Source organism: Nitrobacter sp., from assembly GCF_047149785.1.
Taxonomy (GTDB): domain Bacteria; phylum Pseudomonadota; class Alphaproteobacteria; order Rhizobiales; family Xanthobacteraceae; genus Nitrobacter.
This window is the reverse complement of sequence record NZ_BAAGBE010000001.1, coordinates 2084017-2107009: the sequence shown is the minus strand read 5'-3', so window position 1 is coordinate 2107009 and position 22993 is coordinate 2084017. Positions and strand designations below refer to the sequence as shown.

19 protein-coding genes and 1 tRNA gene are annotated in these 22993 nt (G+C 62.6%); 7 read left to right on the top strand and 13 right to left on the bottom strand.

Annotated elements, in window-relative coordinates; all coding sequences use genetic code 11:
- The first annotated feature begins 2 nt into the window (after nt 1-2).
- A complete protein-coding gene (locus tag ACMDCM_RS09705) occupies nt 3-1544 on the top strand; it encodes a hypothetical protein (RefSeq protein WP_412773370.1) in 1542 nt (513 codons plus the stop codon).
- 17 nt (nt 1545-1561) lie between these two features.
- On the opposite strand, the gene ACMDCM_RS09700 is transcribed toward ACMDCM_RS09705, so the two are convergent.
- Complete coding sequence (locus tag ACMDCM_RS09700; RefSeq protein ID WP_412773369.1) at nt 1562-1780, bottom strand: hypothetical protein; 219 nt, start codon at nt 1778-1780, stop codon at nt 1562-1564.
- Between the two features lie 279 nt (nt 1781-2059).
- Between ACMDCM_RS09700 and ACMDCM_RS09695 the strand changes: the two genes are divergently transcribed.
- Nucleotides 2060-2617: a DUF4112 domain-containing protein gene (locus ACMDCM_RS09695; RefSeq protein WP_412774719.1), complete on the top strand. Its 558-nt coding sequence runs from the start codon at nt 2060-2062 to the stop codon at nt 2615-2617.
- A 186-nt stretch (nt 2618-2803) separates the two neighbouring features.
- Here the strand turns inward: ACMDCM_RS09695 and ACMDCM_RS09690 are convergent, their stop codons facing one another.
- The 6 genes from ACMDCM_RS09690 to galU all read right to left on the bottom strand — a co-directional run bounded on the left by ACMDCM_RS09690 (nt 2804) and on the right by galU (nt 7098).
- Entirely contained in the window at nt 2804-3091 is a 288-nt protein-coding gene (locus ACMDCM_RS09690; RefSeq protein WP_412773368.1) for a hypothetical protein, read from the bottom strand.
- A gap of 312 nt (nt 3092-3403) precedes the next feature.
- Nucleotides 3404-3817: a peptide-methionine (R)-S-oxide reductase MsrB gene (gene msrB, locus ACMDCM_RS09685; protein WP_412773367.1), complete on the bottom strand. Its 414-nt coding sequence runs from the start codon at nt 3815-3817 to the stop codon at nt 3404-3406.
- Nucleotides 3818-3838: 21 nt separating this feature from the next.
- Nucleotides 3839-4552, bottom strand: coding sequence for a peptide-methionine (S)-S-oxide reductase MsrA (gene msrA, locus ACMDCM_RS09680; RefSeq protein ID WP_412773366.1), 714 nt, complete (start codon nt 4550-4552; stop codon nt 3839-3841).
- A gap of 167 nt (nt 4553-4719) precedes the next feature.
- Nucleotides 4720-5832, bottom strand: a complete 1113-nt coding sequence (locus tag ACMDCM_RS09675) for an acyltransferase family protein (RefSeq protein ID WP_412773365.1) — start codon at nt 5830-5832, stop codon at nt 4720-4722.
- Between the two features lie 115 nt (nt 5833-5947).
- A complete protein-coding gene (locus ACMDCM_RS09670; RefSeq protein ID WP_412773364.1) occupies nt 5948-6217 on the bottom strand; it encodes a DUF7662 domain-containing protein in 270 nt (89 codons plus the stop codon).
- 5 nt (nt 6218-6222) lie between these two features.
- Nucleotides 6223-7098, bottom strand: a complete 876-nt coding sequence (galU, locus tag ACMDCM_RS09665) for a UTP--glucose-1-phosphate uridylyltransferase GalU (RefSeq protein ID WP_412773363.1) — start codon at nt 7096-7098, stop codon at nt 6223-6225.
- Nucleotides 7099-7391: 293 nt separating this feature from the next.
- Between galU and ACMDCM_RS09660 the strand changes: the two genes are divergently transcribed.
- Together ACMDCM_RS09660 and ACMDCM_RS09655 are read left to right on the top strand one after the other, a co-directional pair.
- Complete coding sequence (locus tag ACMDCM_RS09660; protein WP_412773362.1) at nt 7392-8831, top strand: lytic murein transglycosylase; 1440 nt, start codon at nt 7392-7394, stop codon at nt 8829-8831.
- Between the two features lie 143 nt (nt 8832-8974).
- Complete coding sequence (locus ACMDCM_RS09655) at nt 8975-10597, top strand: SGNH/GDSL hydrolase family protein (RefSeq protein ID WP_412773361.1); 1623 nt, start codon at nt 8975-8977, stop codon at nt 10595-10597.
- Between the two features lie 116 nt (nt 10598-10713).
- Here ACMDCM_RS09655 and ACMDCM_RS09650 read toward each other — a convergent pair whose 3' ends face one another.
- The 4 genes from ACMDCM_RS09650 to ACMDCM_RS09635 all read right to left on the bottom strand — a co-directional run bounded on the left by ACMDCM_RS09650 (nt 10714) and on the right by ACMDCM_RS09635 (nt 18735).
- The gene (locus tag ACMDCM_RS09650; RefSeq protein ID WP_412773360.1) at nt 10714-11004 is read right to left on the bottom strand and encodes a hypothetical protein; all 291 of its coding nucleotides are present in this window, start codon (nt 11002-11004) and stop codon (nt 10714-10716) included.
- A 298-nt stretch (nt 11005-11302) separates the two neighbouring features.
- Nucleotides 11303-12757: a glutamate synthase subunit beta gene (locus tag ACMDCM_RS09645; protein ID WP_412773359.1), complete on the bottom strand. Its 1455-nt coding sequence runs from the start codon at nt 12755-12757 to the stop codon at nt 11303-11305.
- 223 nt (nt 12758-12980) lie between these two features.
- Entirely contained in the window at nt 12981-17789 is a 4809-nt protein-coding gene (gene gltB, locus ACMDCM_RS09640) for a glutamate synthase large subunit (protein ID WP_412773358.1), read from the bottom strand.
- Nucleotides 17790-18273: 484 nt separating this feature from the next.
- Nucleotides 18274-18735 (bottom strand): Hsp20 family protein, encoded by a 462-nt coding sequence (locus tag ACMDCM_RS09635; RefSeq protein WP_412773357.1) that lies wholly within the window; start codon nt 18733-18735, stop codon nt 18274-18276.
- A gap of 222 nt (nt 18736-18957) precedes the next feature.
- Here ACMDCM_RS09635 and ACMDCM_RS09630 point away from each other — a divergent pair, with 222 nt between their 5' ends.
- Nucleotides 18958-19902: an alpha/beta hydrolase gene (locus ACMDCM_RS09630; RefSeq protein WP_412773356.1), complete on the top strand. Its 945-nt coding sequence runs from the start codon at nt 18958-18960 to the stop codon at nt 19900-19902.
- A 73-nt stretch (nt 19903-19975) separates the two neighbouring features.
- Here the strand turns inward: ACMDCM_RS09630 and ACMDCM_RS09625 are convergent.
- Together ACMDCM_RS09625 and cpdR are read right to left on the bottom strand one after the other, a co-directional pair.
- A tRNA-Val gene (locus ACMDCM_RS09625) sits at nt 19976-20050 on the bottom strand.
- Between the two features lie 75 nt (nt 20051-20125).
- A complete protein-coding gene (cpdR, locus tag ACMDCM_RS09620) occupies nt 20126-20485 on the bottom strand; it encodes a cell cycle two-component system response regulator CpdR (protein WP_009797255.1) in 360 nt (119 codons plus the stop codon).
- A 186-nt stretch (nt 20486-20671) separates the two neighbouring features.
- On the opposite strand from cpdR, the gene ACMDCM_RS09615 reads away from it, so the two are divergent.
- Together ACMDCM_RS09615 and hisN are read left to right on the top strand one after the other, a co-directional pair.
- Nucleotides 20672-21559, top strand: coding sequence for an N-formylglutamate amidohydrolase (locus ACMDCM_RS09615; protein ID WP_412773355.1), 888 nt, complete (start codon nt 20672-20674; stop codon nt 21557-21559).
- Nucleotides 21560-22051: 492 nt separating this feature from the next.
- Nucleotides 22052-22837: a histidinol-phosphatase gene (hisN, locus tag ACMDCM_RS09610; RefSeq protein ID WP_412773354.1), complete on the top strand. Its 786-nt coding sequence runs from the start codon at nt 22052-22054 to the stop codon at nt 22835-22837.
- The last annotated feature ends 156 nt before the right edge of the window (nt 22838-22993 follow it).

Below are 22993 nucleotides of genomic sequence, written 5' to 3'. Positions count from 1 at the left end.
ATATGGCTGATTATTACCCGCTGATTGCGCGCGCCATCTCAGGACTGGACGCCAATGCGCCCGGCGAGCAGCGGCGCGCGTTGTATGAGCGGGCGCGGACCGCGCTGATCGCGCAGCTCCGCAGCGTGGAACCGCCGTTAAGCGAATCGGAAATCACCCGCGAACGGCTGTCGCTGGAAGAGGCCGTGCGCAAGGTCGAGTCCGAAGCCGCACAGCGCGCGCGAGACGCCTCGCGTGGCGGCGGTTCGCGCTCTGGCGATGCTTTCCGCGCCTCGACCCGCGCAGCGATGAGATCGCACGATACGGCTGCGCCGCCGCCGCCCCACGTTCGCCCGCGTGCCAATATAACGCCCCAACCGCGCAACCTGCGCGCCGACCCGCCTCCCGGTCCGCCGCCATCGTGGCGGTCGCCCGCACCACCGAGGCCGACGCAGGACTCGCCGTCGCCCGCCCGCGAGCGGCAGGGCCAGCCGCGCCGCAATCCCGAGGCCGATCGCCCGCCGTCTTCACCGGTTCCCGGCTTCAGCGATGTCACTGCGGACGCCGATGATCTCGGTCGCGCCGCGGCGCAAGCCAGCCGCTCGGCCCGCCGCACCTATGCCAACGTACCCTCGCCATCGCCTGAATTCGACCGGCTGGAGCCGAGCCTCGAGGATCGCGGTGCTTTCGAGAGAGCCTATCATCCTTACGACGCGTCATCCGGCGAGACCGCCGACGACCAGCCGCCGGCCCTGCCTCGTTCCTGGCCGCAACCCGGCCGCGACAAGCCGAAGCGCGCGTTCGGCGGCGCCTTTCCGTTCAAGAGCGCGATCGCCGTCGGTCTCGTCCTGATCCTTGCGGGCGCGGGCATCGTCTGGGGTCCGAAGGCGGTCTCGGCGTTGCGCGGGTTGTTTGATTCGTCGCGGGAGCAGGCGGTCGAGACGCCGCAACCGGCTTCGCCGGGAATGAAACCGAAGATTACCGATCGGGTCGGTCAGCCCCCGTCATCCGAAACGCTGGCGCCGGTGGCGCAACGCGTCGTGCTCTATGACGAGGACCCGTCCGATCCCAAGGGCAAACAGTATGTCGGTACGGTGGTGTGGCGCACCGAGGAGGTGAAGGGCGCAGCCGGCAAGACGCCGGAGATCGCCGTGCGTGCCGACATCGACGTCCCGGAGCGTAACTTCAAGATGACGATGTCGTTCCGCCGCAATACCGACACCTCGCTGCCTGCGAGTCATACCGCGGAGCTGACCTTTATGCTGCCGCCGGATTTTGACGGCGGCGGCGTCGCCAACGTGCCTGGCATTCTGATGAAATCCAACGAGCAGGCGCGCGGCACGCCGTTGGCGGGTCTCGCCGTCAAGGTTACCGACGGCTTCTTCCTGGTCGGACTGTCCAACGTCGAGGCCGACCGCGCCCGTAATCTCCAGCTCCTGAAGGAGCGCTCGTGGTTCGACGTGCCGTTGGTGTATACCAATCAGCGTCGCGCGATCATCGCCATCGAAAAAGGGGCGCCCGGGGAGCGCGCCTTCAACGAGGCCTTCGCCGCCTGGGGCGAATGACCTTCGCTCGTTTCGCGCTACGCGGTGCTGTCCTTGCCGGCGCGCACGACCGCGTCCATCAGATGGCGCGCGTCGGTGATGCCGCTGGCGGCGTTGCGCGCGAGGGTTTCGGCCATCTTCGCTTTTGTCGCCGGTGTGCGGTGTTCAGGTCCTAACTGTTCGACCGCGATGTCGAGCAGTTCGCGCAGGTGCGCAACATACTCGGCGTCGAATTTCTGCGGCGGAACCTGACTCATGCGAAGCGCTCCCTCGTTCACTCGCGATCATTGGAAAGGGTGGCGTCGCAATGGGGCAGGTTTGAGTCATGGAAAGGGAGATATGGAGGCGGGCTTTTTTCGTTGCGCCAAGTTTTCGTCGCACCAGGGATGTTGATCGAAAGATGCTGACCGGTGAAATTGTCGTGCCATCATGACCGGATGGGCGGAACGGGGACATGATGGTATCGTATTGTGATCGTGAGCGGCCGCGTGCCGCAGCAGCTTGCGAAAGCCGCCGAGCGGGCCCATCTGAAGGCCATGAATTCCATGCCAAACGACGAGCTGTTTTCGCGAAACACCACCCGTTCCCGAAAATCGTCGCCGCGCGCAAAGATCATCGATCAGGACGGCCGTGAAATTCGCCCGGGCTCACTGGGTTCTGATGGTTTTGACGCGGGCGGATTCGGACGCGGGGCGTTTCGGCAAGGTCCGTCGACCTTCAGTTTTGATTTCGGCGCGGCGTTCCAGCCGCTCACCCGCGAGCAGCGGCTTGCGCGACTCGAGGCGATCGCGAAGCTGCTCGATGTCGCCTTTGTCATACCGGGAACGAACATCCGTTACGGCATCGACGGCCTGATCGGACTGGTGCCGGTAATCGGCGATATCATCACCACCGCGTTCTCGCTATGGCTCGTGCGTGAAGCGCGGGCGCTCGGCGCCCCCTGGCATGTCACGGCGCGAATGCTCAGCAACGTGGCGCTCGATGGGCTGGTCGGGCTGGTACCGGTGGCCGGCGATGCCTTCGATGTCATGTTCCGCGCCAACATCCGCAACGTGCGTATGTTGAAGCGCTGGCTCGACCGCCAGCCGCGTTAGAGCGTTTTCGAGCGAAGTGGCTACCGGTTCGCGTCAAGAGAACGCCTCAAAACAAAAACATAGAGCCCCGCTTCTGATTCCGTCAGAAGCGGAAGGGCTCTAGCGTATGGGCTGCGTTTCAGCGCATCGCTGAAGCGGTTTTCGGACAAGATCATGCTCGATCGAGAATAGGAACCCGCGGGCGCGTCAGGCGGCGTCCTGCGACGTTCTCGCCGCGGCAGGTGCCGGCTTTGGCTCGCGGCGGGGCAGCGGAAAATCGTGGCTCTCGTAGAGCGAGCGGATGCCGTTCTGGTCGAAGCGAGCCTCGTCCACCTGGAGATACGCGCCGTTCAGCGAGTCCGCCGGCAGCTCCTCGATCGCGAAGCGCACCGCGTCGGCCGCAGTCTCGAAACGGCGGTAAGCGAAGCCCGCACGCTTTTTCTTGCGGATCGCAGCCGGAAAGAGTTCGGCGGATTTCTTGAAGCTGAATGCCATGGCGGGACCTCTACAAGTAACGCTTTTCGGAAAACGAACCAGTGCTGAAAGCGGCGCCCGTCGGCTATCGCTTGGCATGCAGCATGTCCGTGATGTCTCATTTATATAGGGTAGGGAGCGGAAATTGCGACCTTCGGGGGCCGAAATCATGAAATCCCGCGCGAAGATTGAGGCTCCAGAAATAAGATATTGATATCAATGCCATGGCGGGAATAGCAGACGTTCCAGCCGAACTCCGCCAGGCGAGTAAGGCCTGTCCCGCGCAACCTGAAACCCGACCGCGGAGAAAGGGTGAATTCAGAGCGCTCGCGATTATTTCGGCTCGAGTTTCAAGGCCGCTGAATTGATACAGTAACGCAGACCCGTCGGGCCCGGACCATCGTTGAAAACATGGCCCAAATGGCCGCTGCACTTCGAGCACAGAACCTCGGTGCGGATCATGCCGTGGCTGGTGTCGCGCTCCTCATCAATATGGCTGTCGACCGCAGGCGCGGTGAAGCTCGGCCAGCCGCAGCCCGAATCGAACTTGGCCTCAGATTCGAACAGCGTCTGCCCGCAACCGGCGCAGGCATAGGTGCCCTCGCGACGTTCATGCTCGTATTCGCCGGAAAACGGCTGCTCGGTCGCTTTCTCGCGCAGAACGGCGTATTGCATCGGCGTCAGTTCCTTGCGCCATTCGCTGTCGCTCTTCGTGACCTTCGCCGGCATCGCCTTGCTGTTGGGCATCGATCCTCCTTTGCGACACTGTCAATCGGTGGCTTTGGCGCTGACCAGCGTCGGCTTGTCGATATATCTGTCCGCAAACATCTTCTTCAAATTCCTGATCTTCGGAATGTCATAATACGCAATATAGGGCTGGTTGGGATGCAGCGTCAGGTAGTCCTGATGGTAGGCCTCGGCCGGAAAAAATCCCTGCAGCGTTTCCACCTTGGTTACGATCGGCTTCTTATAGACGCCGGCGGCGTTGAGCTGGGCGATGTAGGCGTCGGCGATCTTCTTCTGCTCGTCGTTGAGCGTAAAAATCTCGGAGCGGTATTGCGTGCCGGTGTCCGGTCCCTGGCGGTCGAGCTGGGTGGGATCGTGCGCGACCGAGAAGAATATCTGCAGGATTTTCCCGTAACTGATCCGCTTCGGGTCGAACCTGATCTCGACCGACTCCGCGTGGCCGGTGGTGCCGGTGCTTACGGTCTCGTATTTTGCCGTTTCTCTCGCGCCGCCGGCATAACCGGAGATCGCGTTGACAACGCCTACGGTGTGCTGGAACACGCCCTGCACGCCCCAGAAGCAGCCGCCGGCGACGACCGCGGTCTGGATCCCGTCGGCAGCCTTTGCATCCAGCGTCGGCGGCGGAATGGTCACGGCGTCTTCGGCCGCACGGGACGGGGCGGCCAACAGCCACGACAGGGCAATCACGCCGGCAGCGGCAGCGGCGATAGCATTACGGCTGAACGGATCGCGCATGAATGACGTCCTTTGCACCGGTCAATCTGAAGGAAGTGCACGCAGCTTGTCACAGCTCCGTTCTCCGATCTTCCAAGATATGCGGAGGCCGGTAGATTGTTACGGTTGCCGGCGTTCGGTGGCCACACGAATTCGTGAAAGATTTAGCGTGATGGGTGTGGGCCGAATCAATGTTTCGAGTGCACGGCAAGCTCCGGATTTGACGGCCATCCCAGCCGCGCCGCCCAGCCGGTCAGGTGGTGTCGGACCGCGTTCTGGAGCGGCTTCTCGACAAATCGCCAAAGGATCCAGCTCGCGAAGCCGATACAGAGGACGATCGCTGTCGCCCCGAGTTTGGCGTTGGCCGGAGCCATGCGCACAAAAAGCGTGTAGCCGATCTGCTGATGCAGCAAATACAGCGGATAGGTGACGCCCCCGATTGCGGTAACAAGCGCCGGCGGCAGGGGAAGGCGCCGGATGCGGGTTGCCAGGAAGATCACGACGATCGACGTCAGACAAATCGCCGCCACGATCCACGAATCGAAGGCCGTACCTGAATGCGAGCGCAACCAGGCCAGCGAGTGCACCGCGTGGAAAATCGCAACTCCGGTTGACAGGCCGAGAATGCAGTAAACGATGAGATCGCGGCGGCCGCGATAGATCTCATAGATCATCAGGCCGGTAGCGAAGTAGCCGGCATCGTCGGCCAGAAAGATGTTTTCCATGAAGCGCGCGTCGATGGTCAATTCGTTGACCATCGACAGGCAGAGCCATCCCAGCACGATTGCGTCGATCCGGCGTGGAAACAATCCGGTCGCGATGAATAAAGTCACCCAGCCGTAGAATGTGATCTCGATGACCAGCGACCAGTAGGCGCTGTCCATGTAAGGATGATGCAGCGCTGGCGCGGCGATCGCCAGGTTCGCAAGCCACTGGCCAGGACTGGTCGTGAAATTCGGCGGCCCGAACATCAGGACCGTCAGGAAGGTCAGCGTCATGCAGAGCACGAAAGTCGGATAGATGCGGCTGAAACGCGCGATGGCGAAACCGGTCGCGTTGCGTCCCTCCGCAGAATAAGCGATGACGAATCCACTGATGACGAAGAAAGCCGGAACGCCGAGAAATCCGTACATCGCAAAGGTGCCGATCTCGGGAATCGCAACGTGGGTGAAATCGCCTGTCGTGGGTCCGCGGAAGCCATAGTGATAGACGATGACGCCGAGCACTGCGACGAGTCGGAGCAGATCCAGCGCTTGCACGCGCGGGGGCGTGTCGGTCTTGCGTCGTGCGGCGTAGGTCATTAGCCCATGTTCCGTGGTATCGGAGACAATAGTCCAGCCGCGTATGTGCCCGAATGGTTAATTCGATTCGTCGTTAAGTTGTACGATCTCGTGAAATTGAACTGACCGGAGACGCTTATCTGAAGCGCGGCCGTCGTGCATCGGCCTTGCGGAAACGCACGCCCTCCTTGTCGCCGAGACGCATTGCGACATATCCGGCCTCGATGCAGGCCTGGCGTTGCGGCATCCGCTCTTCCGGCGCGCGCGTGGTGTCCCACCATGATGCGCGCTGCGCCGCGCGCGGGAGATCGTCGTCGATGATGTCCTCGATCTGCGAAAAGCTCAGGACGAATTCGACCTGCGTCTGCCGTTTCAGGTAATCGCGCAACGCATCGTAGTTCGGCACGGCTTTTACGCCTTGAGATATTTCTGCATGTCAGCACGCAAGCCGTCGCGGAGATCGGCGCGCGCCATGCCGAAGGCGATGTTGGCGCGCAGGAAGCCGGCGCGCGAGCCGCAGTCGTGGCGCTCGCCTGTGAATTCGAGGCCGTAGAAGGCTTGCGATTCCGACAGGCCGATCATGGCGTCGGTGAGCTGGATCTCACCGCCTGCGCCGCGTTTCTGCGTTTCCAGAATGTTGAAGATCTCTGGCTGCAAGACGTAGCGTCCGGTGATGGAAAGATTCGAAGGCGCCGTGCCCTTTGGCGGCTTTTCCACCATGCCGTCGATCTCGAAGATATTGCCGCTGCGCTTGCCGACGCTGCAGATGCCGTAATGATGGGTCATGTCGTCGGGCACGGCTTCGACCGCGACGATATTGGATTTCGGTCCGAGGCTTGCCGCAGCCTGAATCATCTGCTTGAGGCAGCCGGGCGTATTCAGCACCAGTTCGTCGGGCAGCACCACCGCGAAGGGCTCGTCGCCGATGATGTCGCGGGCACACCACACCGCGTGGCCGAGCCCGAGCGGCGCCTGTTGCCGGGTGAAACTCACGGCGCCCGCCGCGGGCTGGAATTGCGCCAGAAGATCCATCTCGGTTTTCTTGCCGCGCGCCCTCAGGGTTTCGTCCAGTTCGAACTGGCTGTCGAAGTGATCCTCGATTGCACCCTTGTTGCGGCCGGTGACGAAAACGAAATGCTCGATGCCGGCTTCCCTGGCTTCGTCGAACACGTATTGAATCAGCGGCCGATCGACGATTGTGAGCATCTCCTTCGGCATCGCCTTGGTGGCGGGAAGGACGCGGGTGCCGAGGCCGGCGACCGGGAAGACGGCTTTGCGGATTTTCATATCGATTCTATGGATTGTTCTGCGGATGGAAGGAGTACCACCGGTTCATATCTTGTTAGCCGGTTTGCAGCCGGGAACAAAGGCGGTTCTATGGTGGGCCGGCCGGCAGGGACAACAGCCGATCGCAGGCGCGACGGCAGTCGCATGAAACTCCGGCCGGCAGCGCGCTGACCGGCGGTCAAATTGTGACCGATTGTCCTCCTGCGCCTCAAAAAAGGCCTGGCGTTAAGCCGATGGAAACCGTGACAGGGCCTCCTGGGATGGGGGATACTTGCCGGAGGTGCGGGTCAGGGATGGTCTCGACAATCATGCTGGCGCGGATGCGCAACACTGGAATGGCGACGGCCGTGGCGCTGGCGGTGCTGGCTGTGCCAGCTTCCGTGCGCGCGCAGACGTCGAACGGCAACGGCATCCAGGACTTTCTCGACAACCTCTTCACCGGCTCGCTTGCAAAGCGCGAGCAGGGTGCGTCACTGGCGCCGCGCGTCGGGTCGGAGCAGATCCAATCCGCCCCTAAGCAGCCCGCCAGTTCGGCCGCATTGCCCTGGAGCGGCGAGGATGGCGCCTCGGGTCATCCGCTCATGACGGCGAGCGCCATTCGTCAGGCCGCCGCGGATTTCCCCAACTGCGTTGCGGCCATGTGGCCCGACGCGGCGCGCCGTCACGTCACACGCGAGAATTTCGAGCGCTTCACCGCGGGGCTGTCGCCCGATCTGCGCATCATGGACCTGATGGATTCACAGCCTGAATTCACCAAGGCGATCTGGGATTATCTCGACATCCTGGTCAGCGATGCCCGGCTTGCGCGCGGCCGCGAAATTCTTGCGATGTACAAGCCGCAGTTCGATGCGGCCGAGAAGGCCTATGGCGTCGATCGCTACGCGATCGCGGCGATATGGGGCATCGAGTCGAACTATTCGACCCAGATGGGTGACCGCAGCGTGCTTCGATCCACGGCGACGCTGGCCTGCATCGGCCGTCGCCAGAAATATTTCCGCGACGAATTCCTGTCGGCGCTCGAAATTCTCAACCGTGGCGACTTGCGACCGGATCAGATGCGCGGATCGTGGGCGGGCGCGTTCGGCCCCACGCAGTTCATGCCGACCGCGTTCAAGCGCTATGCGGTCGACGGCGACGGCGACGGCCGCCGCGATGTGGTCGACGATCCTGCCGATCTGATCGCGTCCACCGCAAACAACCTGAAGAAGGATGGCTGGCAGAGAGGCAAGACCTGGGGCTACGAGGTCGTGCTGCCTAAAAACTTCAACTTCATGTTGGCGGATCGCGCCAAGACGATGACCATCGCGCAATGGGAGCATCTCGGCATCCGGCGCGCCGGCGACAAGCGGTTTCCGAGTTCGGCCGACCGAGCCTATCTGCTCGCCCCGGCCGGCGCCGAAGGCCCGGGTTTCCTGATGTTGCAGAATTTCCGGGTCTTCATGAAGTACAACCCCGCGGAAGCGTATGCGCTCGCAATCGGCCATTTTGCCGACCGGCTGCGCGGTGGGGGGCCGTTCATCCAGCCATGGCCGCGGCAGGAAAGGGTGCTGTCCCGCGCCGAGCGGCTCGAATTGCAGCAGCTTTTGGCGCAGAGAGGTTTTTATCGCGGAACCCCCGACGGTCAGATCGGCAGCCAGACCCGCGAGGCGCTACGCGGCTTCCAGGCGTCGATCGGGGCGCCGGCCGACGGATTTGCGTCGTCCGACGTGCTGGAACGGCTACGGCGGCGGTAACCCGTCAGGAATCACCGGGAACACTGCGGCCCCGCTCTTGACGCCGTGGGCCGATGCCAGGCCTATGAGGCGGAAGCCCGCCCGCTTGCGGCCGGATTTCGCTATTATAACTCTTTAACCGGCCTCTTTTTTCGATCGCGCACATGCCCGGACCGAAATCGCTGTTCCGCCGACTGACAGTACGAGGGTCATTGATTGCGCTGGCCGTCGTTGCGGCGCTGGTTGCAGCGCCCGCGTCGGCGCAATTCTTCAATTTCGGATTCCAGCAGCAGCGTCCGGCGCATCGCGGGGGAGGCGGGGGCTGGTTCGGTTCCGACAATCCGTTCTTCTCCCCCTTTCAGGAACCGCCGCCGAAGCAGCAGCGCCCGCAACACCAGCAGCGGCCGGCGGAGAATTATTCGCACGCGCCGCCGCCTGAAAAGCGCGACACCGTGCCGACGCGCAATGTGGTCGTGCTCGGCGACGCCATGGCCGACTGGCTTGCTTACGGCCTTGAGGACGCCCTGAGCGAAACGCCCGACATGGGCGTGATCCGCAAGTACAAAACCGTTTCCGGCCTCATTCGCTATCAACCAAAGGGTGAACCGGCCGATTGGGAGGCCGCGGCTAAGGCTATTCTTGCGACCGAAAAACCTGACGCCATTGTGGTCATGCTCGGCCTGCACGATCGGATGCCGATTCGCGAGGCTTCGGAGAAGGACAAGAGCGGCAAGCCGGAGGACAAGAAAAAGGCCGAAGCGGACAAGAAAGGCGCTGATAAGAAGGATATAGACAAGAAGGACAAAACGGATGCGGCTGCCGCCGTACCCGAGGACAAGCCGGCGGATTCCGAACTGCCGCCCGACGAGACCGACGACGATCAGCTCGCTGCCGCTAAAAGCGCGCGCTCGCCTAACGGAATCGCCGAGTTTCGCAGCGATCGCTGGGCCGAGCTCTACAGCAGGAAGATCGACGGGATGATCGCGGTCCTCAAGTCGAAGGGCGTGCCGGTGTTCTGGGTCGGCCTGCCTGCGGTGCGCGGTACGAAATCGACATCCGATATGCTGTTCCTCGATTCGCTCTATCGCGCCGCGGCGGATAAGGCGGGCATTACTTATGTCGACATCTGGGACGGGTTCGTCGACGAGGCCGGCCGGTACGTCCAGCAAGGGCCGGACTTTGAAGGCCAGATCCGCCGGCTTCGCTCTTACGACGGCGTGTATTTCACCAAGGCCGGCGCTCGCAAGCTCGCGCATTATGTCGAACGCGAGATCACGCGCGTATTGGCGGCACGGTCCGCTCCGATCGCGATTCCCACCGAGCCCGGCACGCCCGACACCGACGTCAAGCCGGGGCAGCCCGCGCCGCGTCCGCTAGCCGGCCCGATCGTGCCGCTGGTGGCGCCCTCGGTCGAGACCGACCAGTTGCTCGGCGGTCCCGGCACCCATTCTGCCGCGATTGATGCACTGGCCGCGCGAATTTTGGTGAAGGGCGAACCGTTGTCGGCGCCAGCGGGGCGTGCCGACGATTTTGTCTGGCCGCGCCGTGAGGTGAATTTCGAACCGGCCAGGGCCGACGCGCCGGTCGCGCCGAATGGCTCGGCTTCGGCATCGCCGCCGAAGAAGCCGCGCCCGGCTCATTCCGCCGAGCAGGCTCGGTCGGAAGGATCATCGGGATCCCGCGCAGCGCCGCCGCATTCCCAGCAGGCGCAGAAACCGCGCGCTGTATCGCGCCCGCCCGCTCATTCCGGACCGGCGGGATTCTTCTCTGACCTGTTCTCGCGATAGATCGCCGAATCTTCGGGTTGGACGCGTCTCAACTTCTCCCGCGCGCGTGCCGGCGCGCGACGACGAGAAATCGCCCAAGTTCGAATATCGACGAACGGGCTGCGGCGATTGCTGGTCTATTCCCCGAGCTGCGTCCTGTAGTCGTCGAGCACGCCCTGAACGCGGTAGCAACTGGCGGAATCCGGCGTGAAGCTCACCCACTTTTTCTCCGCCTCGACGAACACCTGCAAGTCTTTCTCGCCGCGCGTACGGCCTGCCGCCATATTGGCCTTGTCGGATTTCGAAAGATAAGGATACAGGGCTCTTAAGAGATCGTCGGTCTGACCCGACGTGATCAGGCCTTGCTCCTCGCAATGCGCGGCGGCGGCGAAAAAGGAACCGGCGCTGATGGCGACGCTGCGCGACATCGCCCATCCTGGCGTCGGGATCACGACGATCAAGAAGAAGACTATCCAACGCGATGCCGTCACTTCGCCGCCCCCACTTTGTCGTGAGAGTAACCTGCGGCGGATGCCGATCAATTCACAGATTGTCTCTGTGCACGGTTACGTTGGCGCGTGTGGATGACTGCCCGCGTGACGCATGGGTTCAACATTCCTGACGCAATTGTCTGGAACGATTCTCGTTAACGCCGGACAGTTGTTTCCCTCTGTCGATGACTCAACGTCTTTCTTGGAAGGTGATGAGTTGATGAAGGAGCGCGGCTCATCGCGGCAACGTGGTGGCTCCCATCAACGTCTGGTCGATGGCGCGGGCACAAAGCCGCCCTTCGCGGATCGCCCACACGACCAGCGACTGGCCGCGGCGCATGTCGCCCGCCGAAAACACCTTGGGCAGAGAGGTGCGATAGTCCTGCATGTTGGCGCGAACGTTGCCGCGCTGGTCACGTTCGAGACCGAGCGTCGTGAGCATGCCCTCGTGCACCGGATGCACAAAGCCCATCGCAAGCAGCACAAGATCGGCATCGAGTTCGAACTCGCTGCCGGCGACCGGCTTGAATTTGTCGTCGGCGCGAACGCAATGCAGCTTGGTCACCTTGCCGTCCGTGCCGGAAAACTTCTGCGTCAACACCGCGTAGTCGCGCTTGGCACCCTCGGCCTGGCTCGACGATGTGCGCATCTTCAACGGCCAGTTCGGCCAGGTCAGCGCCTTGTTCTCATGCTCAGGCGGCGCAGGCATGATCTCGAGCTGCGTCACCGACTTCGCGCCTTGCCGGAACGAGGTGCCAATGCAGTCGGAGCCGGTGTCGCCGCCGCCGATGACGACCACATGCTTGCCGGTGGCGAGAATGTCCGCTGCGTCGAATTTTTCATTGCCGTTGCGGCGGTTTTGCTGCGGCAGGAAATCCATCGCGAAGTGAATGCCGCCGAGATCGCGGCCGGGGATCGGCAGATCGCGCGGAGCTTCCGCGCCGCCGGTCAGGGCCACCGCGTCGTAATCCATGACGAGTTGCTGCGGATTGATCGCGCCGGCCGCATTGCCGCCGACCGGCTTGCCGTAGTGGAAGATCACGCCCTCGGCCTGCATCTGCGCCAGGCGGCGGTCGATGATGTGCTTCTCCATCTTGAAGTCAGGAATGCCGTAACGCAGCAGGCCGCCGGCCTTGGCGTTCTTCTCGTAGACATGCACCTCGTGACCGGCGCGCGCGAGCTGCTGCGCGCAGGCGAGACCGGCGGGACCGGAGCCGACCACGGCCACCTTCTTGCCGGTCTTTTGCGACGCGATTTCCGGCTTCAGCCAGCCGTTCTCCCATGCACGATCGACGATGGCGCATTCGATCGTCTTGATGGTGACGGGATTGTCATCAATGTTGAGCGTGCAGGAGGCCTCGCACGGCGCCGGGCATATGCGGCCGGTGAATTCCGGAAAGTTGTTGGTGGAGTGCAGCGTGCGCGAGGCTTCTTCCCAGTCGCCGCGATAGACGAGGTCGTTGAAGTCGGGGATCTGGTTGTTGACCGGGCAGCCGGGCGTGCCGGGCGCGACCGAACCCGTGCCGTGGCAATAGGGAACGCCGCAGTTCATGCAGCGCGCGGCCTGGTCGCGCGTTTCCTTCTCGGACAGCGGAATCACGAACTCCTTGAAGTTCTTCACCCGCTCCGAGACCGGCGCGTACTTGCGGTCGTGCCGCTCGATCTCCAGAAAACCCGTGATCTTTCCCATCGGACCTGATGCCTCGAACCCTGAATTCAAAAACCAAATTGTAGCGCCGCGCGTTGCCGCGACGAAAGCGCGCTCCCTCTCCCATGGGGAGAGGGTGGGGGTGAGGGGGTACGGCCTAACGATAGATCGTACCCCCTCACCCGGATCGCGAGGGCGATCCGACCTCTCCCCATGGGAGAGGTAATCGAACCCGCGCGTTCTCGTTTAATGTTCATGGACTTTATTACGCCCCGATCGCGATTTTCGGTTCGGCGTCCGCGTTGGCCTTCATTTCCTTCAGCGCGCGGCGGTATTCCACCGGCATTATCTTGCGGAATTTCGGCAGATAAGCCTTCCAGTTCGCGAGAATTTCGGCGGCGCGTTTGGATCCCGTGAGCTTGGCGTGGCGCGTGATCAGAACGTGCAGGCGCTCGACGTCGGAGTTCAGCAGGTTCTGGAACACGTCGACCCGGCCATGCGCCTCGAGGTCGCCGCTGTGGTGATAGGTGCCGGCATTGATCATCTCTTCCGAGAGCACCGGTTCGAGATCGACCATTGCAAGGTTGCACAGTTTCGGAAAATCGCCGGCTTCGTCGAGCACGTAGGCGACGCCCCCGGACATGCCGGCCGCGAAGTTGCGCCCGGTCTTGCCGAGCACGACCACGATGCCGCCGGTCATGTATTCGCAGCAATGATCGCCGGCGCCCTCGACCACAGCGACCGCGCCGGAGTTGCGCACGGCGAAGCGCTCGCCGGCGACGCCGCGGAAGTAGCACTCGCCCTCGATCGCGCCGTACATCACGGTGTTGCCGACGATGATCGATTCCTCCGGCACGATGCCGGAGTTCGCCGGAGGACGCACGATGATGCGGCCGCCGGAGAGGCCCTTGCCGACATAGTCGTTGCCTTCGCCTTCGAGATCGAAGGTGATGCCGCGGCAGAGCCAGGCTCCGAACGCCTGTCCAGCCGTACCCTTGAGGCGGACCTGGATGGTGTCGAGCGGCAGGCCGGCATGGCCGTAGATCTTCGCGACCGCGCCCGACAGCATCGCGCCGGCCGAGCGGTCGGTGTTGTTGATGGCGGTCTCGATTGTTACCGGCGCGCCGCGGTCGAGCGCCGGCTTGGCCTCCGCGATCAGCTTGCGGTCCAGCACCTTGTCGAGGTGATGGTCCTGCGCCTCGACGTGATAGATCGTCTGGCCCGGCGCTTCCTTCTGCCGGTAGAACAGCTTCGAGAAGTCGAGCCCCTTGGCTTTCCAGTGCGTCACCAGCGCGCCCTGGTCGAGCATTTGCACCTGGCCGATCATCTCGTTGAAGGTGCGGTAGCCGAGCTGCGCCATGATCTCGCGTACTTCCTCGGCGACGAAGAAGAAGAAGTTGATGACGTGCTCGGGCTGGCCGGTGAAGCGCTTGCGCAGCACCGGATCCTGGGTGGCGACGCCGACCGGGCAGGTGTTGAGATGACACTTGCGCATCATGATGCAGCCGGCGGCGATCAGCGGCGCGGTGGCGAAGCCGAATTCATCTGCACCAAGAAGGGCGCCGATCACCACGTCGCGGCCGGTGCGGAAGCCGCCATCGACCTGCACCGCGATGCGCGAGCGCAGCCTTTCGCGCACCAGCGTCTGATGGGTCTCGGCAAGCCCGATCTCCCACGGCGAACCGGCGTGCTTGATCGAGGTGAGGGGACTTGCGCCGGTACCGCCCTCGAAGCCCGCGATGGTGACGTGATCGGCGCGGGCCTTGGCGACGCCTGCGGCAACCGTACCGACGCCGATTTCGGAGACGAGCTTCACCGAGACCAGGCTTTGCGGATTGACGTTCTTCAGGTCGTAGATCAGCTGCGCCAGATCCTCGATCGAATAGATGTCGTGATGCGGCGGCGGCGAGATCAGGCCGACGCCGGGCGTCGAATGGCGCACGCGCGCGATTGTCGCGTCCACCTTGTGGCCGGGCAACTGTCCGCCTTCGCCGGGCTTGGCGCCCTGCGCCATCTTGATCTGCATCATGTCGGAGTTGACGAGATACTCGGTGGTGACGCCGAAGCGGCCGGAGGCGACCTGCTTGATCGCCGAACGCATGGAATCGCCGTTCGGCATCGGCTTGAAGCGGTCCGCTTCCTCGCCGCCTTCGCCGGTATTGGACTTGCCGCCGATGCGGTTCATCGCGATCGCGAGCGTGGTGTGCGCTTCGCGCGAGATCGAGCCGAAGCTCATCGCGCCGGTGGCGAAACGCTTGACGATCTCTTTCGCCGGCTCGACCTCGTCGAGGGCGACGGGCTTGCGATTCTCGTCCTCGGCGGTCTTGAACTTGAACAGGCCGCGCAGCGTCAGCAGCCGCTCGGACTGTTCGTTGAGGATCTTCGCGAACGCGCGATAGCGCTCCTGCGAATTGCCGCGCACGGCGTGCTGCAGGTTGGCGACCGACTCCGCGGTCCAGGCGTGATCCTCGCCGCGGGTGCGGTAGGCATATTCGCCGCCGACATCGAGCGCGGTCTTGTAGATCTGCACGTCGCCGAACGCGTCCGCATGCCGCCGCACGGTTTCTTCCGCGATCTCAGCAAGGCCGACACCCTCGATGCGGGTATGCGTGCCGGCGAAATACTTGGCGATGAATTCGCCCTTCAGCCCGACGGCGTCGAAGATCTGCGCGCCGCAATAGGACTGATAGGTCGAGATGCCCATCTTCGACATCACCTTGAGCAGACCCTTGCCGATCGACTTGATGTAGCGCTTGACGATTTCCTTGTCGTCGAGGCTGCCGGGCAAGCGATCCTTCATCGCGATGATGCTCTCGAACGCGAGATAGGGATTGATCGCCTCCGCGCCGTAGCCGGCGAGGCAGGCGAAGTGATGCACTTCCCGCGGTTCGCCGGATTCGATGACGAGGCCGACCGAGGTGCGCAACCCCACGCGGATCAGATGATGATGCACGGCGGCGCAGGCGAGCAGCGAGGGGATCGGAATCCGGTCGGTGCCCACCATGCGGTCGGACAGGATGATGATGTTGACGCCTTCGCGCACGGCGGCTTCGGCGCGCGCGCAGAGTTCGTCGAGCACCTGCTCCATGCCGGCCGCGCCATGGCCCGAGTGGAAGGTGATGTCCAGGGTGCGCGAGACGAAGTGCGAGTCCGCGACATCGGAGATCGAGCGGATCTTCTCGAGGTCGGCGTCGGTGAGGATCGGCTGATGCACCTCCAGCCGCTTGGTGGAGGCGAGTCCTTCGAGATCGAACAGGTTCGGCCGCGGCCCGATGATCGAGACGAGACTCATCACCAGTTCTTCACGAATCGGATCGATCGGCGGGTTGGTGACCTGCGCGAAATTCTGCTTGAAATAGGTAAAGAGCTGCTTCGGCCGGCTCGACAGCGCCGAGATCGGCGTGTCGTTGCCCATCGAGCCCGAGGCTTCCTCGCCGATCGACGCCATCGGCGTCATCAGGATGTTGATGTCTTCCTGCGAATAGCCGAACGCCTGTTGGCGATCCAGCAACGGCAGGTTCGAGCGCGTCGCCTTGACCGGCGCGTCCGGCAGGTTCTCGACCTGGATCTGGGTGCGGCCGAGCCACTCCCGATAGGGATGGCTGTTCGCAAGCGTAGCCTTGATCTCGTCGTCGGGAATGAGGCGTCCCTGTTCGAGGTCGACCAGCAGCATCTTGCCGGGCTGCAATCGCCACTTGGTGATGATCTGCTCTTCCGGAATCTTGAGCACGCCCATTTCGGACGCCATCACGATGCGGTCGTCGCTGGTGACGAGATAGCGCGCCGGACGCAGGCCGTTGCGGTCGAGCGTGGCGCCGATCTGGCGGCCGTCGGTGAAGGCGATCGCGGCCGGGCCGTCCCACGGCTCCATCAGCGCTGCGTGATATTCGTAGAAGGCGCGGCGCTGCTCGTCCATCAACGGATTGCCCGCCCACGCCTCGGGGATCATCATCATCACCGCATGCGCGAGCGAATAGCCACCCTGCACAAGGAATTCGAGGCTGTTGTCGAAGCAGGCGGTGTCGGACTGGCCTTCATAGGAGATCGGCCACAGCCGGCTGATGTCCTTGCCGTACAGGTCCGAATGCACCGACGCCTGCCGCGCCGCCATCCAGTTGACGTTACCGCGCAGCGTGTTGATCTCGCCGTTATGCGCGACCATGCGGTAAGGATGGGCCAGCGACCAGGTCGGGAAGGTGTTGGTGGAGAAGCGCTGATGCACCAGCGCCAGCGCCGATTCGAAATCCGGCTCGTGCAGGTCGGGATAGTAGCTGCCGAGCTGGTCGGCGAGAAACATGCCCTTGTAGATCACGGTGCGGCAGGACAGCGACACCGGATAGTAGCCGGAAAGGCCGCGCTCGCGGCGCTCGAAGGTTGCCTGCGAGATCGACTTGCGCAGGATGTAGAGCCGCCGCTCGAACTCGTCCTCGGTCGCGGCCGTGCCGTTGCGGCCGATGAACACCTGCATGTTGGCGGGCTCGGTCGGCTTCACGGTTTCGCCGAGCGAGGAATTGTTCGTCGGCACCTCGCGCCAGCCGAGCAGGGTCAGGCCCTCGGCCTTGATCTGGTCGGTGATGATGCTTCGGATGACCTCGCGCCAGGCGGCTTCGCGCGGCATGAACAGCGCGCCGACCGCGTATTCGCCGGGCTTGGGCAGCGTGAAGCCGAGTTCCTTCGCCTTGCGTGCAAAAAAACCGTGCGGGATCTGGACCAGGATGCCTGCGCCGTCGCCGGCGCGCGGATCGGCGCCGACCGCGCCGCGATGTTCGAGGTTGCAGAGGATGCTGATCGCATCGGAAACGATCTGATGGGATTTCCTGCCCTTGATGTTGGCGATGAAACCGACGCCGCAGGCATCCTTCTCCTGGCCGAGGTCGTAGAGGCCTTCCGCCGGTGGACGCCAGGTATGTTCATGACGAGTATGTTCATGACAACTATGTTCATGAAGGGTGTGTTCGCGTGGCGCGTGTTCACGACCTGTGTGCTCATGCGCGTATTCGAGCTGTTTCGCGACCGAATCCCCTGTCAGTGATTCCAGCCCGATGTTCTCCCGCTCGAACGATGGCCCGCTCATCTTAAGCCCAGTACCTTTCCCAGCCGGGATTTGAGATATCCCGAAACGCAATCCGTATCCATGGCGTACCTTGGACGGTCGCGGCACCCCGATTTAAAATCCTGGGGCCACCACTCGCACGCCGCGAGCCGAAGTTTTGAGAAGTCAAACCAGGCGCCCAACGTATTCGGTGGAAAGCCGGTTTGCCATGTCCACAGCCGGACATCGGACGCCTGCATGCGGCACAAAATCCAACACCGGGCGGCCGTCAAAATTAAGACAGTGTTACTGTCCTAACCCGGACATTGCCAAATTTTTCTCTATCACACAAGCGTCCGGGAGTCCCTGAGTGCATGGAAGTTATGCCCAAAGCTCGGCATGGTCCGCCGGTTGGCGAGACGCACTCAAGGCCCGGAACTCTTGGGTAATGCTGCTCAAGACAAGGACGCCCCGGCTGCCCGGGGCGTCCTGCGTTCAGCGCTTGGAAGTTCGCCTGCGAAGGCCGTCAGGCAGCCGCCTTCTCGACCGTGGGCGCTGTGGGCGCGCTGGTTGCGATCGGAATGGTGCGGGGCTTCTTGGCCTCGGGAATCTCGCGGACGAGATCGACATGGAGCAGGCCGTGCTCAAGCGAGGCGTTCTTCACCTGCACGAAATCGGCGAGTTGGAATGCACGCTCGAAGGCGCGCGCCGCGATGCCGCGATACAGCACCTCGGACTTGTCCTTGCCGTTTTCGTTGGCGACCTTCTCGCCCTTGATCGTCAGCGTATTTTCCTTCGCGACGATGGAGAGTTCGTTCGGTGCGAAACCGGATACGGCGACGGAAATGCGGTACGCGTTCTCGCCGGTCCGCTCGATGTTATAGGGCGGATAGCCTGGCGCATCGCCGTTGGCCTGGTCGAGCAGGTTGAAGAGGCGATCGAAGCCGACAGTGGAACGATAAAACGGGGTGAGGTCGAAAGTACGCATAGGTCAGTCCTCCATGGAGCGACGTTGAATGGACCCGCCCGCCAATCGGGCCGGGCTTTCCTCTGTGTGCAGCCTCATGATCCGGTTGCGGAGCACTGGTAGCGGCCTGCACAGAAATGATATGGGAGGGCTTCAAACGCCTTCAAGAGGCGGGTGCGCCCTCTTTTTTGAAGTCCGTCCTCTTTGTGTCTTACTTAGCCTTTCCCTCGAGCCTGTGCGGTCATGAGGCTTGTTTCGATACCCGCCAATCCGGTTCCGGAAGATTACGTCAGCGGCGCCGTCAGGACCTCCGACGGGGTCGACCTGCGCTTTGCCCGATGGGCCCCGCCGCCGGGGCGAAAAGGAACGGTCTGCGTGTTTACCGGGCGCGGCGAGCAGATCGAAAAATATTTCGAGACCGTCCGCGACCTGCGGGACCGCGGTTTCGCAGTGGCGATGATCGACTGGCGGGGGCAGGGGGGCTCGGCGCGGCAGTTGCCCGAGCCGCGCAAGGGTTATGTGCGCCGTTTCTCCGATTACGAGATCGATGTTTGCTCGTTCATGGAGCAGGTGGTGCTGCCGGATTGTCCGCCCCCGTACTTCGCGCTGGCGCATTCGATGGGCGGCGCGGTGTTGCTGCGAGTGGCGCGAACCGGCAGGCGCTGGTTCGACCGCATCGTGCTGTCGGCGCCGATGATCGATCTGCCGGGGCATCGCACCTCGTTTCCGGCGCGCGCGCTATTGCGGGCGATGCGATTGTTCGGGCAGGGCAGTCGCTACGTTCCCGGCGGCAGCGACGAACTCACCGGCGTCGCCGATTTCACCGACAATCCCTTGACCAGCGATCCGGTCCGGTTTGCCCGCAACGTCGCGATCCTCGAGGAGGCCCCTGCGCTGGGAATCGCCTCGCCGACGGTGGCCTGGGCCGACACTGCCTTCCGGGCGATGCACGATTTTCGCGCTCTGAACTATCCGTCGAAGATTCGCCAGCCGCTGCTGATGATCGCGGCCGGCTCCGATTCCATCGTCTCCACCCCGGCGGTCGAGGAGTTCGCCTATCATCTGCGCAGCGGCTCGCACCTCGTCATCGCCGGATCGAGGCACGAGATCCTGCAGGAGCAAAATCGCTACCGCGCGCAGTTCTGGGCCGCGTTCGACGCCTTCGTGCCGGGGACGCCGCTGTTCTAGGGTTTGGCCTCAAACCTAGCCAAGGCAGGCCTGTCCTATCCGTCTCTATACAATAACAGAACGGTAGACGGGGTGGTGGGCGCGACAGGGATCGAACCTGTGACCCCTACCATGTCAAGGTAGTGCTCTCCCGCTGAGCTACGCGCCCGGAAACGTCCGCATGGGGTCGCCGCGTCCTATATCGGCTCCGGCGCGGACAGGCAAGGATGGGCGCACCGCTGAATCAAGCCGCCAGCATCTTGTTCACTTCGCTGACCAATTCCCGCAGATGCACCGGCTTGGAGAGCACCTTGGCATTCTTGGGCGCCTCGGAATCGGAATTCAGCGCAACGGCGGCAAAGCCGGTGATGAACATGATCTTGATGTCGGGATCGAGTTCCGACGCCCGACGCGCCAGCTCGATCCCGTCCATTTCCGGCATCACAATATCGGTGAGAAGCATTTCAAATGGCTCCTCGCGCAGCCTCTGATAGGCTGACAGGCCGTTGTCATAGGACGACACCTTGAAACCGGCGTTTTCCAGCGCCTTGACTAGGAATCGGCGCATGTCGTTGTCGTCTTCGGCAAGAAGGATTTTGTGCATGGCAGTGGTATCGGAGCCTGACTGGGAGGAGCAGTCGCTCCACTAAGCCTGATGGTGGTAAATTTGGGGTGAAGGCGAACTTTGGCTTGGCAGGATGGCTGCGATTATCGACAATGCAGGTTCGAAAAGCGCCTGTCCAGCCGACATTCGACAGGCATCTGCGTAATTTCAGGATGACGCCCGGCAATGACCCAGTTTGACGGCGGCCAGCCGCCCCCTTTCGAGATCGCAGAGCCGGCGACGTGGCGGTCTCCCATCATCTTCAACTCCCCGCACTCCGGCTCTGTTTATCCGGAGGAGTTTCTGGCCGCGTCGCGAATCGATCTGGCCGGTTTGCGCCGGTCCGAAGATTCGTTCATGGACGAACTGATCGGCGGTTTGGCCGACGCCGGCTTTCCGGTGGTTCGGGTCAACTTTCCCCGCTCCTATGTCGACGTCAACCGCGAGCCTTACGAACTCGATCCGCGGATGTTCACCGGTCGCCTGCCGAGCTTCGCCAATACGCGATCGATGCGGGTCGCGGGCGGCCTTGGCACCATTCCGCGCGTCGTCGGGGACGGTCAGGAAATCTATCGCGAGCGTCTCAGCGTGGACGACGCGCTCGGCCGCATCGAGTTGCTCTACAAACCCTATCATCGCGCGCTGCGACGGCTGATCCACAAAGCGCATCAGACGTTCGGGACGGCCATCATTGTGGATTGCCACTCGATGCCCTCGACCGGTATTTCACAGGACGAACCGGGACGGCCCGATATCGTGATCGGAGATCGCTACGACACCAGTTGCGCGCCGCTGCTTCCAAACCTCATCGAGGATGTGATGTGCGGCCTCGGCTATTCGGTCGGGCGCAACAAACCCTATGCCGGCGGCTTTATCACGGAGCACTACGGCAATCCGGCCAGCGGATTGCATGCCGTTCAGTTCGAACTCAACCGCGCGGTCTACATGGACGAACGCCGGCGCGAGCGCGGCCCGCGCTTCCGACAAGTAGCGGCGGATTTCATGATTCTTGCCGACGCGCTTGCCGCCATCCCGCTCGACGATCTCGGGGCGTTCCGGTCTGCCGCCGAATAGATCGTCAGCCGCAGTCAAGAGCGGCAAGAACCTGCGCATCGCAAAGACGATGGATAAAGAAAAAGGGCCGCTCGTCAAAACAAGCGGCCCAAGTCTAGGGAGGAAACGCCCAAGGAGGGCAGCGGTAGCGCGAGGGCTACCGCACCGCAGCAATATGCGACCGCGACGCACAAAAAGCAAGGGATTTCAAATGATTTTCCCTACAATATCTATAGTCCGGTTCCCGAAGGGTGGACGCTAGCTACAGTTTTATCAAATAAAATCAGTTATTTAATTATCGCGAGGGCCTGCCCCAATTTTGCCGCGACGATTGACGTCGCAGTTCCTGCCGGCGGGGTGAAACATGCCTGTCGTCGAGAGCGGGTGATCTGAGCCGGGATAACTGCCCTGCAGTGGATTGCGGACGATGCGGCCTTCGAGCCAGACATGTATAGGAGGCGCTCAGCTTGTGGTGCGCGAAGCGCGCGAACGTCGCCCGGTGAGGTTAAAGACGTGACGGTGATCGACTTTACCGCCTTCATAGACCGTCTCGCGACGGCCTCGGGCGAAACCATCCTGCCGTTTTTCAGAACCTCTCTTCTCGACATTGAGAACAAGGGCGGCGGCCATGGCTTCGATCCGGTCACGAAAGCGGACCGGGCAGCCGAGGCGGTCATGCGCCGGATGATCAAGGCGAGTTTCCCCCAACACGGTATTATCGGCGAGGAATTCGGCAGCCAGAACGAAGACGCCGAATATATCTGGATGCTGGATCCGATCGACGGTACCAAATCCTTCATCGCGGGCTTTCCGGTCTGGGGCACATTGATCGCGTTGCTTCATCGCGGCCTGCCAGTCTATGGCATGATGCACCAGCCCTACATCGGCGAGCGATTCAGCGGCGACAACCGCTCCGCGAGCTATCGCGGCCCGTCGAGCGGCCGCAATCTCATGGTGCGCCGGTGTGCGTCGCTGAACGAGGCGACATCGTTCACGACCAGCCCGCTACTGATGAATCCCGACGACCGCGCAGCCTTCGGCAAGGTCGAGGCCGAGGTCCGGCTGACGCGTTATGGCGGCGACTGTTATTCCTACTGCATGCTGGCCGCGGGCCATCTCGATCTCGTCATCGAAACGGAGCTGAAGCCCTATGACATCGCCGCATTGATTCCGATCATCACCGGGGCGGGTGGCGTGATCACGACATGGGAGGGCGAGCCCGCGCAGGGCGGCGGCCGCATTGTGGCCGCCGGCGATCCCCGCGTGCACGAAGCCGCGCTGAAACTGCTGAATCGCTAGAGCGTTTTCAAGCGAAGTGGCTACCGGTTCGCGTAAAGAAAATGCGTCAAATCAAAATCATAGAGCCCCGCTTCTGATTCCATCAGAAGCGGAAAGTCTCTGGAGCATGATCCCGAAAAGTGGAAACCGGTTTTCGGAAAAGATCATGCTCAAACA

Excerpts from the sequence above, each read along its gene's own strand:
- ACMDCM_RS09705 (WP_412773370.1), top strand. The coding sequence starts at position 3 with ATGGCTGATTATTACCCGCTGATTGCGCGCGCCATCTCAGGACTGGAC.
- ACMDCM_RS09700 (WP_412773369.1), bottom strand. The coding sequence starts at position 1,780 with ATGAGTCAGGTTCCGCCGCAGAAATTCGACGCCGAGTATGTTGCGCAC.
- ACMDCM_RS09695 (WP_412774719.1), top strand. The coding sequence starts at position 2,060 with ATGAATTCCATGCCAAACGACGAGCTGTTTTCGCGAAACACCACCCGT.
- ACMDCM_RS09690 (WP_412773368.1), bottom strand. The coding sequence starts at position 3,091 with ATGGCATTCAGCTTCAAGAAATCCGCCGAACTCTTTCCGGCTGCGATC.
- msrB (WP_412773367.1), bottom strand. The coding sequence starts at position 3,817 with ATGCCCAACAGCAAGGCGATGCCGGCGAAGGTCACGAAGAGCGACAGC.
- msrA (WP_412773366.1), bottom strand. The coding sequence starts at position 4,552 with ATGCGCGATCCGTTCAGCCGTAATGCTATCGCCGCTGCCGCTGCCGGC.
- ACMDCM_RS09675 (WP_412773365.1), bottom strand. The coding sequence starts at position 5,832 with ATGACCTACGCCGCACGACGCAAGACCGACACGCCCCCGCGCGTGCAA.
- galU (WP_412773363.1), bottom strand. The coding sequence starts at position 7,098 with ATGAAAATCCGCAAAGCCGTCTTCCCGGTCGCCGGCCTCGGCACCCGC.
- ACMDCM_RS09660 (WP_412773362.1), top strand. The coding sequence starts at position 7,392 with ATGGTCTCGACAATCATGCTGGCGCGGATGCGCAACACTGGAATGGCG.
- ACMDCM_RS09655 (WP_412773361.1), top strand. The coding sequence starts at position 8,975 with ATGCCCGGACCGAAATCGCTGTTCCGCCGACTGACAGTACGAGGGTCA.
- ACMDCM_RS09650 (WP_412773360.1), bottom strand. The coding sequence starts at position 11,004 with ATGTCGCGCAGCGTCGCCATCAGCGCCGGTTCCTTTTTCGCCGCCGCC.
- ACMDCM_RS09645 (WP_412773359.1), bottom strand. The coding sequence starts at position 12,757 with ATGGGAAAGATCACGGGTTTTCTGGAGATCGAGCGGCACGACCGCAAG.
- gltB (WP_412773358.1), bottom strand. The coding sequence starts at position 17,789 with ATGAGCGGGCCATCGTTCGAGCGGGAGAACATCGGGCTGGAATCACTG.
- ACMDCM_RS09635 (WP_412773357.1), bottom strand. The coding sequence starts at position 18,735 with ATGCGTACTTTCGACCTCACCCCGTTTTATCGTTCCACTGTCGGCTTC.
- ACMDCM_RS09630 (WP_412773356.1), top strand. The coding sequence starts at position 18,958 with ATGAGGCTTGTTTCGATACCCGCCAATCCGGTTCCGGAAGATTACGTC.
- cpdR (WP_009797255.1), bottom strand. The coding sequence starts at position 20,485 with ATGCACAAAATCCTTCTTGCCGAAGACGACAACGACATGCGCCGATTC.
- ACMDCM_RS09615 (WP_412773355.1), top strand. The coding sequence starts at position 20,672 with ATGACCCAGTTTGACGGCGGCCAGCCGCCCCCTTTCGAGATCGCAGAG.